The 12,218-nt window shown below is 71.4% G+C and carries 10 protein-coding genes; 4 read left to right on the top strand and 6 right to left on the bottom strand.

Annotated elements, in window-relative coordinates:
* Positions 1-176 precede the first annotated feature (176 nt).
* Positions 177-869 (bottom strand): metal-dependent transcriptional regulator, encoded by a 693-nt coding sequence (locus tag WH07_RS15570; RefSeq protein ID WP_046500487.1) that lies wholly within the window; start codon positions 867-869, stop codon positions 177-179.
* A gap of 262 nt (positions 870-1,131) precedes the next feature.
* On the opposite strand from WH07_RS15570, the gene WH07_RS15565 reads away from it, so the two are divergent.
* From WH07_RS15565 to WH07_RS15555, 3 genes are all read left to right on the top strand, one after another.
* The gene (locus WH07_RS15565; protein WP_046500486.1) at positions 1,132-1,887 is read left to right on the top strand and encodes an SIS domain-containing protein; all 756 of its coding nucleotides are present in this window, start codon (positions 1,132-1,134) and stop codon (positions 1,885-1,887) included.
* Between the two features lie 567 nt (positions 1,888-2,454).
* Entirely contained in the window at positions 2,455-3,039 is a 585-nt protein-coding gene (locus WH07_RS15560; RefSeq protein ID WP_046500485.1) for a carbonic anhydrase, read from the top strand.
* Positions 3,040-3,152: 113 nt separating this feature from the next.
* Positions 3,153-4,637, top strand: a complete 1,485-nt coding sequence (locus WH07_RS15555) for a SulP family inorganic anion transporter (protein ID WP_046500484.1) — start codon at positions 3,153-3,155, stop codon at positions 4,635-4,637.
* Positions 4,638-4,982: 345 nt separating this feature from the next.
* Here the strand turns inward: WH07_RS15555 and WH07_RS15550 are convergent, their stop codons facing one another.
* Both WH07_RS15550 and pdxH read right to left on the bottom strand, forming a co-directional pair.
* Positions 4,983-6,434 carry a PAS domain-containing protein gene (locus WH07_RS15550; protein WP_046500483.1) on the bottom strand — a complete coding sequence of 484 codons (1,452 nt, stop codon included), beginning with the start codon at positions 6,432-6,434 and terminating at the stop codon, positions 4,983-4,985.
* 503 nt (positions 6,435-6,937) lie between these two features.
* Positions 6,938-7,561, bottom strand: coding sequence for a pyridoxamine 5'-phosphate oxidase (gene pdxH / locus WH07_RS15545; protein WP_046500490.1), 624 nt, complete (start codon positions 7,559-7,561; stop codon positions 6,938-6,940).
* 328 nt (positions 7,562-7,889) lie between these two features.
* Between pdxH and WH07_RS15540 the strand changes: the two genes are divergently transcribed.
* Complete coding sequence (locus WH07_RS15540; protein ID WP_046500482.1) at positions 7,890-9,002, top strand: citrate synthase 2; 1,113 nt, start codon at positions 7,890-7,892, stop codon at positions 9,000-9,002.
* A 142-nt stretch (positions 9,003-9,144) separates the two neighbouring features.
* Here WH07_RS15540 and WH07_RS15535 read toward each other — a convergent pair whose 3' ends face one another.
* The 3 genes from WH07_RS15535 to WH07_RS15525 all read right to left on the bottom strand — a co-directional run.
* On the bottom strand, positions 9,145-9,726 hold the full coding sequence (locus WH07_RS15535; RefSeq protein WP_106409582.1) for a TetR/AcrR family transcriptional regulator: 582 nt from the start codon (positions 9,724-9,726) through the stop codon (positions 9,145-9,147).
* Positions 9,727-9,860: 134 nt separating this feature from the next.
* Positions 9,861-10,682 (bottom strand): enoyl-CoA hydratase family protein, encoded by an 822-nt coding sequence (locus tag WH07_RS15530; RefSeq protein WP_232788909.1) that lies wholly within the window; start codon positions 10,680-10,682, stop codon positions 9,861-9,863.
* Positions 10,679-12,218: AMP-binding protein (locus WH07_RS15525; RefSeq protein WP_232788908.1), on the bottom strand; the 1,540-nt coding region annotated here is incomplete at its 5' end. The genes WH07_RS15530 and WH07_RS15525, both read right to left, overlap by 4 nt.

The raw sequence follows: 12,218 nt of genomic DNA, 5'->3' as shown, positions 1-12,218 counted from the left end.
GCCCTCGAATGCTCCCCGCACGCCCCCCAACGCCCGCACCCGTACTACGTACTTACCGCCGACGCCCACGCCCGGCCACCCCCCGCTCAACACGGACCGACCGTGCACCGGCACTCCGTCCGGCATCGCCCGCGCCCGGTTGGCGCTTCGTGCCCGGTCAGCCCTTCGCGCCCGGTTCAGCGCTTCGCGACGAAGACGTGCGACGCCACCTCGGTCTGGAGCTCCGCCGCCTCACCGCTGCTGCCCACCAGCACCCCGGCGGGCGACTCCGTCACACTCACCACGGACCCCGGCTGCACCCCGGCGCGCCGCAGTGTGTACATGAGCTGGGCGTCCGTCTGGATCGGCTCGCCGATCCGCCGCACCACGACCGTCTTGCCCTCGGCGCCCGGGTCCAGCTCCGCCAGGCTCACCATCCCCGCGTCGAGGAACGGATCCGCCTCGGTCTTCTCGCCCAGCTCCTCCAGGCCCGGGATCGGATTCCCGTACGGCGACTCCGTCGGGTGCCGGAGCAGCTCCAGCACGCGCCGCTCCACCGCCTCGCTCATCACATGCTCCCAGCGGCACGCCTCCGCGTGCACCTGCTCCCACTCCAGGCCGATCACGTCGACCAGAAGACACTCGGCGAGCCTGTGCTTGCGCATCACACGGGTCGCCAGCCGGCGCCCCTCCTCGGTCAGCTCAAGATGCCGGTCGCCCGCGACCTGCACCAGCCCGTCCCGCTCCATCCGGGCCACGGTCTGGCTCACCGTCGGCCCGCTCTGGTCGAGCCGCTCGGCGATCCGGGCGCGCATCGGGACCACACCTTCCTCTTCCAGCTCCAGGATGGTGCGGAGGTACATCTCCGTCGTGTCGATCAGTCCGGACATACGTGCCCCTCGATAAATCGTGCGCTGGCCCTGAATGCAATTCTGACGCATACCACCGACAACCGTGCCGCGCGGAAGTAAAGCCGAGGCGGCGCGGCCGTATGAAGGACGGACGGCGGTCACGCACGGCGGGCAGCCGTATTGACAGAGTAATGGTCCAGACCTCAACGTGATCCGCGACACAGACATCACCCGCTTCCGGGAACACCGCCCGGAACTCCAAGCACCCCCGCAAACCCCCACGCCTGGGAGGGCCTCCCCGATGAGCGAGAGCAAGCTGTCCGGTCAGTTCTTCGACGCCGCGATCGGGCTGCTCCGCCGCGTACGGGACGAGGAGTCCGCCGCCGTCGCCGCGGCCGGCACCGCGATCGCCGACACCGTCGCCGCCGGCGGCCGGATCTTCGCCTTCGGCGCCGGGCACTCCTCGCTCGCCGCGCAGGACATCGTCTACCGGGCGGGCGGTTTCGCGCTGGCCAATCTGCTGCCCGTACCCGGCGCGGTCGGTGTCGACGTCATGCCCGCCACGCTCGGTTCCGCGCTGGAGCGGGTCGACGGTCTGGCCACCGCCGTACTCGATTCGAGCCCCGCCGAGGCCGGGGACGTGCTGGTGATCATCTCCCTCTCAGGGCGCAACTCCCTGCCCGTCGAGATGGCGGCCCATGCCCGGGCCCTGGGGCTGAAGGTGATCGGTGTGACGTCCGTGGCCTATGCGACGGAGACGACCGCCCGTAATCCCCTGGGGAGCTTCCTCAAGGACCACTGCGACATCGTCCTCGACAACAAGATCGCGGTCGGTGACGCCGAACTGACCGCCCCCGGCATCGAGGCGCCCTTCGCCCCCGCCTCCACCGTCGTCACCAGCGCGCTGATGCAGGCGATGATGGCCGCGGCCGCGGAGGAACTCGTCCACCGGGGCATCGAGCCCCCGCTGCTGCGGTCCGCCAATGTGGACGGTGGGGCCGACTGGAATCGCCGTGTAATGACGGAGTACTCCGACCGTATCTTCTACCGTCACTGAACGGACGCCCCGTTCGAACGGCGACCGCACCGAAGTAGCCAAAGCAACGACGGGTGCCGGAGCGGCTGATCAGTCGAACGACTAGAACAAATGGCCGAGGCCTGCGGGAACCTCCCCCCGCAGGCCCCGGCCGTTCCCGTACCCGCGACCCGCGAATTTGCGTCACCAAAGGCCCGGTTGGCGGATTTCTGATCTTTCACGAGAAGGTAATGTTCGTGCAAAGTAGGAGAACCTGCGGTGTTGCATCATCGGAGCTGACGAGGTGTCGGCACATACACCGCGGGCCGGCACACCACGCACCATGAACCACGCACCACGGAAAGCACGGAGGAAAGGCGAGCCATGAGAATCCGACTGGACCGCGAGTCCACCGTCCGGCCCGAATCGCCCGTCCTCTGACCGGTTTTCCCGGCCGACCCACGCAGGCCGTCCGACGGCCACCCCCGACTGCCGCGACCCGGCAGGGGTGACGCCCGCCCGACGGCCCGTGACGCACCCCCATTTCGCCCCCCACTGACCCGACCACACCGCGCCCCGGCACGTCCGCCGCGCAGGAGGCAGGCCATCATGAAGTCACTCATCGACCACGCCCGAACCTTCTCCGTCCAAGTGGCCGAGCGCCACGAGGAGTTCCGCGAACTCGCGGCCGGACAGCGGCCGCAAGCGCTCTTCATCACCTGCTCGGACTCCCGAGTCATCCCGTCCCTCATCACCGGCGCACGTCCCGGTGAGCTGTTCGAGCTGCGCACGGCGGGCAATATCGTCCCGCGGTACGACGTGGAGCGGCCCAGCGGCGAGGCCGCCACCATCGAGTACGCGCTGCGTGTGCTCGGCGTCCGCGACATCGTCGTCTGCGGTCACTCCCACTGCGGAGCCGTGGGCGCGCTCGTCCGCGGCGAGGACCTGTCCGCCGTTCCCACCGTCCGCGGCTGGCTCGACCAAGGCGTCCCGTCGCTGCCGGCCGCCAAGGGCCTCGCGCACGCGGTGCGCCACCACGCCGCGGCCCAGCTCGCCACCCTGCGCGGCTATCCCGCCGTACGGGAGCGCAACGCCGAGGGACGGCTCTCCCTGCACGCCTGGTACTACGAAGTGGACACGGGCGCGATCAGCGTCCACCGGCCCGACCTGGGCGGGGAGTTCAGACCGCTGTGACACGGCGGCCTCGGCCCGGACGAGCACATCCGACGTCTCGTCCGCCTCAGTACGACCCCACTCCCCATTCGTCCGCTCGTGCGCGCGGACCGCACCCTCTAGGAACGCCCCTCATGTTCTCCCAGTTGTCCCAATTGAAGGACCAACGTGTCCTGAGGCGCGACATACTCGCGTCCCTCGTCGTCTTTCTCGTCGCGCTGCCGCTCTGTGTGGGAGTGGCGGTCGCCTCCGGTGTGCCGGCCGAACTCGGCCTGGTCACCGGCATCGTCGGCGGTCTGGTCGTGGGCTTCCTGCCCGGCAGCTCGCTCCAGGTCAGCGGCCCGGCGGCCGGCCTGACCGTCCTCGTGTACGAAGCGGTCACGGACTTCGGCCTCGGCGCCCTCGGCGCCATCGTCCTGGTGTCCGGACTGCTGCAACTCGCCCTCGGGGCCCTCGGTTTCGGCCGCTGGTTCCGGGCCATCTCGGTCGCGGTGGTCCAGGGGATGCTGGCCGGGATCGGTCTCGTACTGGTCCTGGGCCAGGTGTACGCGATGGCCGACACGGCACAGCCCTCCGGCGGGCTCGGCAAGCTCGCCGGACTGCCCGGGCTGGCCCTGGACATCATCACGGACGGTACGGCGCTGGTCGCGTTCCTCGTCGGGGCGGGGACCGTCGCCGTACTGATCGTCTGGCCCAGACTGCCCGCCCGGGCCCGGGTCGTCCCCGGCCCGCTCGCCGCGGTCGCCCTGGCCACCGGGGTGACCCTGCTGCTGGACCTTCCGCTCGCCAAGGTGGAGGTCCAGGGCCTGCTGGAGTCCATACGGCCGCCCGGCACCGAGGACTTCGGGCAGCTCGCGGGTGTGGCCGCGATCGGCACCGTCCTCGCCTTCACCCTGATCGCGTCGGCGGAGAGCCTGTTCAGCGCCGCCGCGATCGACCGTATGCACGACGGTCCGCGCACCGACTACAACAAGGAGCTGATGGCACAGGGCGTGGGCAACACGGTCTGCGGGGCGCTCGGCGCGCTGCCGATGACCGCGGTCATCGTACGGAGCGCGGCCAATGTGCAGGCGGGGGCGCGCACTCCGCTCTCCCGGATCCTGCACGGCCTGTGGCTGCTGCTGTTCGCGGCGCTGCTGCCCGCGGCGATCGGCGTGATCCCGCTTGCGGCGCTCGCGGCCGTCCTCGTACACGCCGGCTGCAAGCTGGTGCCGGTGAAGGACATGGTGCCGCTGTGGCGCGAGCACCGCGGCGAGGCGGTGATCCTCGCGATCACGGCGGTGGCGATCCTGGTCACGAATCTCTTCGAGGGCGTGATCCTGGGGCTGCTGCTCGCGGTGATCAAAACGGCGTGGGAGATCTCGCATCTCCATCTCGACGTACGCGAACTCACCGGTGGGCGGATGGTGGTGTCGATCACCGGCAACGCCACGTTCCTGCGGCTGCCCAAGACCATGGAGCAGTTGGAGGCGCTGCCCAAGGACCGCCCGATCGAACTGGACCTGTCCGGGCTCCACCATGTCGACCACGCGTGCCGGATCGCCCTGGAGAACTGGGCGCTGCGGCACAACGACGCGGAGACGGAACCGGTGAGGATGAACCCGCCGACCACGGCCTGACAGGCCCGACACCGGCGGTACGGAGCTTGCACCAGGGCTGTACGAGTACGGAGCAGCCTGTACGAGGCGCCGGGCGGCGCGTCCCAACCGCCCGGCGCATCCGGGGCCCGCCCGCGCGACGGCACGTTCAGCCGTCGTACGCCGGGGCACGCGCGAGGTCACCGCGTACGACAGAGCCCGGACGAGGGGCAGCCGTCGTACGGGCAAGGCCCGCGCAGGGCGGGCGTCGTACGACAGTGCCCGCCCGGCCCGGCGCTCTCCGGCGCGTCCCGGCCCGCCCGGAGCGCGCCCCGGTGGCGGGCACGCGCTTCCCGGCCAGCCGGCTCAGGCCTCGCCGGCTCAGGCCTAGGGGGTGTCCGGCAACGCCCGGGAGAGGTCCAGGGACGCCGCCACCCGGACCGTCACATCCTCCGCGTACACCGCGTCCGGACGCTCGAACGCGGCCCGGCTCGCGCCCCGCAGAAACGTCACCACGCCCAGCGACCGCCCCCGGCTGCGCAGCACCGTGCACAGCGCGTGCACGGCGTCCGCCGGCCACTGCCGCGAGGTCGCCCAGGTCGGCGAAGGAGCGGCACCCGCGGGCGCGCTCGCGCGGACCGAGCCCGTACGGTCCATCGCCTGGAGCGCCGGATGCCCGACCGCGTACCGCACCGGTATCCCGCCCGCCGCCACCTGCGTACTCGGCCCGGAACCGCCGCCCGCGGGGGTCGCCACCGCCCGTACCAGCCGTACGGGCACGTCCGGCGCCGACGAGAACGAACCGGCGTACGGCTCCCCCACCACCAGATCGATCAGCGCGTGATCGGCGAAGCCCGCCAGCGCGAAGTCCAGATAGACCGTCGCCGCCTCCATCGGGTCCTCGCACTCCACCGCCGCCCGCCCCGCCCGGTGGAGCTGACTGGACCGGAACCGCAGCCGGTCCGCCTCCTGCGCGGCCCGCTTGGCGTCCGTCGAGTCCTGGAACATCCAGCCCACGCCCAGCGGCACCGGCTCCTCCGCCAGCGGCGAGGCCAGCCGCAGAAAACCGCTGCGCCAGCAGCGCCGCCGGTCGCCCTCGGGCGTACGGACCGTCACCCACAGCTCGGTGGGCGACTTCGGCGCGCCCTCGGCCAGCACATGGTGGAGCGCGGCCTCCAGCTCCTCGACGCCCTGGATGACCAGCTCGCCCAGGGGCCGCCCCAGCACCGCCGTACGCCCGGAACCGAGCGCACGCGCCGCGTAGCTGTTGACGACCGTGGGCCGCAGATCGACATCGACAAGGACGACACCCCAGGACGCGTCGTCGAAGAGCGCCTCGCTGAGCGCGATGGACCGTTCCAGATCGATCTGCTCATGGACCTCGCTGAACGCGCTGTACACCCCGACGGGCTTGCCGTCCGACCCGCGCATCCCGGCCGACTGGGTACGGATCAGCACCCGCCCGCCGTCCTTGCGCAGCAGCGCGAACTCGTCGACCTGGCGCCCCGGCGTGTCCATGACGGCCATCAGCCGAGCCTGTACGTCATCCGCGTCGGCGCTGCGCACGGCCCACCCGGCGAACCCCTGGCGCCCCACGGCCTCCTCGGCCGACCAGCCCAGTATCCGCTCGGCCTCGCGGTTCCAGTGGGTGATCACACCGTGCGCGTCGAACGCGCACAGCGCCGCGTCCATCCCGTCCAGCAGCGCGGCGAGCAGGTCCGACCCCGCCGCATCCCGCTCCGCCTCGTCCGCGGCCACCGCCCCGGCCTTCGCCTCGGGATCGGGCTCCGGCCCATCGGGCCCTCGCGCGTCGGTGGTCTCACTCCGAGAAGCACTCATCCTGGCACCCCCTGCAGGGCGTCTCCGCCTGTGCTGACGCACGCACCGCCATTCAACCCGAACGTGACCCAGCACACACAAGGTTCCCCGAAATCGTTGCTTCGCACAATTCTCCGCCCGGTACGCGATCGTCGCACCACCGGACGCGTGCGGGGGTGCGGGGCGGGCGCGTCAAGGTCTCCGTAATTCCCTTGAGTCGTGCCGCCGAGGCGCCTAACGTGTGGCGCACACCGAAAGGAGGTGATCCGGAAAATGGTTTCAGTCCGGACAAGTGAGGTGGCTGCGGGCTAACGGCCCGTCGTCGTACTCTCCGCAGTACTCGGCCGGTCGAAGGCCGAAATCCCAAGCAGTCACCGACCCGCGGGCTCGCCGGTACGTCCGGCCGGCTCCTCTCCGGAGGAACCCGAGCCCGCGGGTTTCTGCGTTTTCCGGTGCCTTGCGCGCCTCGCGGGGCCGCCGGTGTCCTGCGGGCCCTGGCCCTGGGCCTGGGCCTGGGCCTGCGGCTACGGGCAGAGGCGTTCTATGCGCCAGGCCGTGCCCTCGCGGATGTAGCGGAGGCGGTCGTGGAGGCGGTTTTCGTGGCCCTGCCAGAATTCGACCGTCTCCGGGGTGACGCGGTAGCCGCCCCACTGCGGGGGCACCGGGACCTGTTCGTCGTCCGGGTAGCGGGCCGCCAGGGCTTCGTAGCGGTCGAGCAGGGCCTCGCGGGAGCCGATCGGGGACGACTGGTCGCTGGCCCAGGCGCCGAGCTGGGAGCCGTGGGGGCGGGTGCGGAAGTACGCGGCCGTCTCGTCGCGGCCGGTACGGGCCGCCGTGCCCGTCACGATGATCTGGCGGGCCACCGGGTGCCAGGGGAAGAGCAGCGAGACGTGCGGGTTCGCGTCGATCTCGTGGCCCTTGCGCGAGGTGTAGTTGGTGAAGAAGACGAAGCCGCGCTCGTCGTACCGTTTCAGCAGCACCAGTCGCGAGGACGGGCGGCCGTCGGGGGTCGCCGTGGACACCACCATCGCGTTCGGCTCATGCAGGTCCGAGGCCGCGGCGGCGATGAACCAGCGGTCGAACTGTTCCATCGGCGCGGCGGCGAGGTCCGCTTCCAGCAGCGGCGTGGTGCGGTACTGCTCGCGCATGGCGGCGGGGTCCGTGACAGGGCCCGTGGCGGGATCCCGATTCTCGTGAAGCACGGGGCCATCCTGCCGTAGCGCCCCCGCTGCCGTGGCACCACTGCTGTAGGGCCGAGTTTTCCCGGCACTGAGTGCCGCCAATCCTTCGGGGGCGAAGTCTGGCAGTGTGCCGGTTATCACGCTTCCCCGCATCGGAGGAACTCGCCAAAATCTTCGAGTGAGGCACTGTGGCCTTCGAACACCGGAGGCTGTCGTTCCTGCCTTCCGGACCGCCGCAGTACGGAGGCATCCACCCGGGGTGACCATCCGTCGCACTCTTCATGAGGAGCCGCTCATGTCCGACCTCGCCACCTCCTTCGTACCTGGCCTCGAAGGAGTCGTCGCGTTCGAGACGGAGATCGCCGAACCGGACAAGGAAGGCGGTTCGCTCCGCTACCGGGGCGTCGACATCGAGGACCTGGTCGGGCAGGTCTCCTTCGGCAATGTGTGGGGCCTGCTGGTCGACGGGGCGTTCGATCCCGGTCTGCCGCCCGCCGAGCCCTTCCCCATCCCGGTGCACTCCGGGGACATCCGGGTCGATGTGCAGTCCGCGCTGGCGATGCTCGCGCCGGTGTGGGGGCTGAAGCCGCTGCTCGACATCGATGAGCGGACGGCCCGTGACGATCTGGCGCGCGCCGCCGTGATGGCGCTCTCGTACGTCGCGCAGTCGGCGCGCGGACAGGGGCTGCCGATGGTGCCGCAACGGGAGATCGACAAGGCGCGCACGGTCGTGGAGCGCTTCATGATCCGCTGGCGCGGTGAGCCCGACCCCCGCCATGTGAAGGCCGTCGACGCGTACTGGACCTCGGCCGCGGAGCACGGCATGAACGCGTCGACGTTCACCGCCCGGGTCATCGCCTCCACCGGCGCCGATGTGGCGGCGGCGCTGTCCGGCGCTGTCGGCGCGATGTCGGGGCCGCTGCACGGCGGGGCGCCCTCGCGGGTGCTCGGGATGATCGAGGAGATCGAGCGTACGGGCGACGCCACCGCGTATGTGAAGCGCGCCCTGGACAACGGCGAGCGGCTGATGGGCTTCGGCCACCGGGTCTACCGGGCCGAGGACCCGCGGGCGCGGGTGCTGCGGCGTACGGCGCGGGACCTGGCGGCGCCGCGGTTCGAGGTGGCCGAGGCGCTGGAGAAGGCCGCGCTGGAGGAGCTGCACGCGCGCAGGCCCGACCGGGTGCTGGCGACGAACGTGGAGTTCTGGGCGGCGATCGTGCTGGACTTCGCGGAGGTGCCGGCGCACATGTTCACGTCGATGTTCACCTGCGCGCGTACGGCGGGCTGGTCGGCGCACATCCTGGAACAGAAGCGCACGGGCCGCCTGGTCCGCCCGTCGGCCCGTTACATCGGCCCGGGCACGCGTGACCCGCGCGAGATCGAGGGCTTCGGCGAAACGGCGAGCTGATGGTTTTGTGGCGATCGTGTCCTCGATCGCCGGACAGGGCTGAGCAGGCCGTGCGGTAAACCCGGCCCGTCCGGCGATCGAGGACGAACCGGCACCCGGACGGGCCCGGCAAACGGCCATGGCCTGAAGGGCCTCAAGGGCCTCAAGGCAGAACCCCGTCCAGGATCCGGGACCACTGGCTCACCACCCGCTCCCGCCGGCGGCTGTCGTCCGTCAGCAGCGTCGCCAGCCCCAGCCCCCGTGCCATGTCCAGCAGCCCCTGGACCGTTTCGCGTACGCCCGGAACGGATTCGTCGGCCGCGAGCAGTTCCACCGCGATGCGGTGGGCCTCGCGGCCGACTCGCGCCTCCAGTTCGGTGACCCGGGGGCGTAGCTGGTCCTCGTCGCCGGCCGCGACCCACAGGTGCAGGGCCGCACGGAACAGCGGTCCCGTATAGAGCGCCACGATGCCCTCGACCGCCTCGCGCCGGTGCCCTGGCCCGGCCGGGACGAGGGCGCGCAGCGCGGAGGACCGTTCCTCCGCCACGTACTCGACCGCCGCGGTGAACAGGTCCTCGCGGGTCGGGAAGTGGTGCTGGGCCGCGCCCCGCGAGACCCCGGCGCGCTCGGCGACGACCGAGACCGTGGAGCCGCCCCACCCGTACTCGGCAAGACAGGCCACCGCGGCCTCCAACAGCCGCCTGCGGGTGGCACGCCCTCGGCCCTGCTTCGGCACGGCGGACACGGCGGCCCCGCTGGACGCGGTAGACCGAGGCAAGCCTGCCGCCCCGGGCGACCCCGCCGCGGCGGACCCGGGCGCCCCGGCGGACCCGGCTGCGGCGGACCCCGCCGACGCCGTCGACCCCCCTCGTACCCGCCCTACCGCACCCACGCCGCGTCCCGCCGTTCCATGAACGCCGTGATGCCCTCGCGCGCCTCCGCCGTCACGAAGAGCGAGGCGGACCGCTGTACCAGATCCTCCGCGTACTGGTCGAAGGCCTCCAGCACCCCGACCGTCAGCAGCTTCTTGGACTCGGCGAGACCCTGCGGGGACGCCCTGCGCAGGCCGTCCAGTACGGGCGCGAGCGCCTCGTCCACGTCCTCGGCCGCCTCGGTGATCAGCCCGGCCTCGGCCGCGCGCCCGGCGTCGAAGCGTTCGCCGGTGAGGCAGTAGCGGGCCGCCGCACGCGGTTCCACGCGGGGCAGCAGCGGCAGCGAGATCACCGCGGGCGCGACGCCGATCCGTACCTCGGTGAACGCGAAGTCGGAGGTACGGTCCGCGATCGCGATGTCGCACGCGCCGAGCAGCCCGAGCCCGCCGGCCCGCACATGGCCGCTGACGCGCGCCACGACCGGCTTGGGCAGTTCCACGATCTGCCGCATCAGGGCGACGAAGGCGTACGGGCTCGCCGGTTCCTTGAGGTCGGCGCCCGAACTGAAGGTGGTACCGGTGTGCGTGAGCACCACGGCCCGTACGGAGGGGTCGGTGCCGCAGGCTGTGAGGGCGTCCCCGAGCGCGGCGACGAGCCGCGCGGACAGGGCGTTCCGGTTCGCCGGGGAGTCCAGGGTCAGCGTGGTGATGCCCCGCTCGTGCGCGGTGATGACCGGTCTCGTGTGATGGCTTGTGCGGTGGCTCGCGTGACGGCTCGTGTGACCCTCCGTGTGATGGTCCGTCATGTGGTCCTTGGTGCGGTCCGTCACCTGTTCTCCCTCTCCCTGGACCACGTGTCGCGCCCCCGCGGGCCCGGCGCCTCGGGACCGTACGACGGCTGGTCGTACGGCACCGGGGCCTGCGGCCCGTACGACGCGGAACCCGGAGGATCCGCAGAGCCCTGCGGCACAGCGCCCTGCGGATCGGCTCCGTGCGTTTCGGCCCCGTACGGATCAGCCCCGTACGGCTCGTACGGCACAGCCCCCTGCGCCCCGAGCTCGCGCAACTCGCGGTTCCTCTCCTCGCGGTCCCTCAGTTCGCGTCTGAGGATCTTGCCGGACGCGGCACGGGGCACGCTTCCGATGAACTCCACCCGGCGGACCTTCTTGTACGGCGCGACCCGCTCGGCGACATAGGCCATCACATCACCCTCGGTGAGCGCCTCCGTACCCGGCCGCCGCACGACATACGCCTTGGGCACCTCGTTGCCTTCGGTGTCGTACACACCGATCACCGCCGCGTCCGCGATCGACTCGTGCGTCAGGAGCACGGCCTCCAGATCGGCCGGGGCGACCTGGTAGCCCTTGTACTTGATGAGTTCCTTGACCCGGTCCACGACGTAGAGCCAGCCGTCGGCGTCGACCGTGCCCACATCGCCGGTGTGCACCCAGCCGTCCGCGTCGATCATCTCGGCGGTCGCCTCGGGCCGGCCGAGATAGCCCTTCATGACCTGCGGGCCGCGCATCAGGATCTCGCCCTCGGTGCCGGGCCCCGTGTCGAGATCCGGGTCGTCGAGGGAGACGATGCGCAGCTCGGTGCTGGGCAGGAGCTTGCCGACCGTACCGGGCGGCGGGCTGTCGGCGGAGAGCGGTACGACATGGGTGCCGGGCGACAGTTCCGTCAGCCCGTACGCCTGCCGTACGGGCGGCAGGTTCAGCCGGGCCGAACAGGCGGCGGCCAGCCGTGCGTCCAGCGGGGCGGCGGCGCTGAGGATGTAGTCGAGCGACGACAGGTCGTACCGCGCGACGGCCGGGTGCTTGGCCAGCGCGAGCACGATGGGCGGGGCGACGTACAGCCCGTTGATGCGGTGCCGCTCGATGGCCGCGAGGAACTGGTCGAGGTCGAAGCGCGGCAGCACGACGACGGTCGCGCCATGGCGCAGCGGAGCGTTCATCAGGGCAGTGAGCCCGTAAATGTGAAAAAAGGGAAGAACGGCGAGGATACGGTCACCGGGCCCCATCGGCATGACCGGTTCGAGCTGCGCCAGATTGGTGGCGATGGAACGGTGCGTGAGCATCACGCCCTTGGGGAGACCGGTGGTGCCGGAGGAGTACGGGAGGGCCGCGATGTCCTCGCCGGGGTCGATGTCAACGTCCGGCGGGGGGACGGCTTCACCGGCCGACGCGGCCATGTCGAGGACCGAACGATGCCCGTCGGCCGCCCGGTCGCTGACGAAGATCTCCCGTATCCCGCCCACGAGTTCGGCAGAACGGCGCACGACGTCCAGCAGCGGCGACACGGTCACGATCCAGCGCGCGGAGGAGTCACGGAGCTGGGTGGCGAGTTCCTCGGGGGTGGCGAGGGGG

This window comes from Streptomyces odonnellii (genome assembly GCF_000981895.1).
GTDB classification, from domain to species: Bacteria; Actinomycetota; Actinomycetes; order Streptomycetales; family Streptomycetaceae; genus Streptomyces; species Streptomyces odonnellii.
The sequence above is the reverse complement of the archived record's forward strand: the minus strand, read 5'-3'. Positions and strand labels throughout refer to the sequence as shown.

Excerpts from the sequence above, each read along its gene's own strand:
- pdxH (WP_046500490.1), bottom strand. The coding sequence starts at position 7,561 with ATGCGCGAGCAGTACCGCACCACGCCGCTGCTGGAAGCGGACCTCGCC.
- WH07_RS15565 (WP_046500486.1), top strand. The coding sequence starts at position 1,132 with ATGAGCGAGAGCAAGCTGTCCGGTCAGTTCTTCGACGCCGCGATCGGG.
- WH07_RS15555 (WP_046500484.1), top strand. The coding sequence starts at position 3,153 with ATGTTCTCCCAGTTGTCCCAATTGAAGGACCAACGTGTCCTGAGGCGC.
- WH07_RS15560 (WP_046500485.1), top strand. The coding sequence starts at position 2,455 with ATGAAGTCACTCATCGACCACGCCCGAACCTTCTCCGTCCAAGTGGCC.
- WH07_RS15570 (WP_046500487.1), bottom strand. The coding sequence starts at position 869 with ATGTCCGGACTGATCGACACGACGGAGATGTACCTCCGCACCATCCTG.
- WH07_RS15540 (WP_046500482.1), top strand. The coding sequence starts at position 7,890 with ATGTCCGACCTCGCCACCTCCTTCGTACCTGGCCTCGAAGGAGTCGTC.
- WH07_RS15550 (WP_046500483.1), bottom strand. The coding sequence starts at position 6,434 with ATGAGTGCTTCTCGGAGTGAGACCACCGACGCGCGAGGGCCCGATGGG.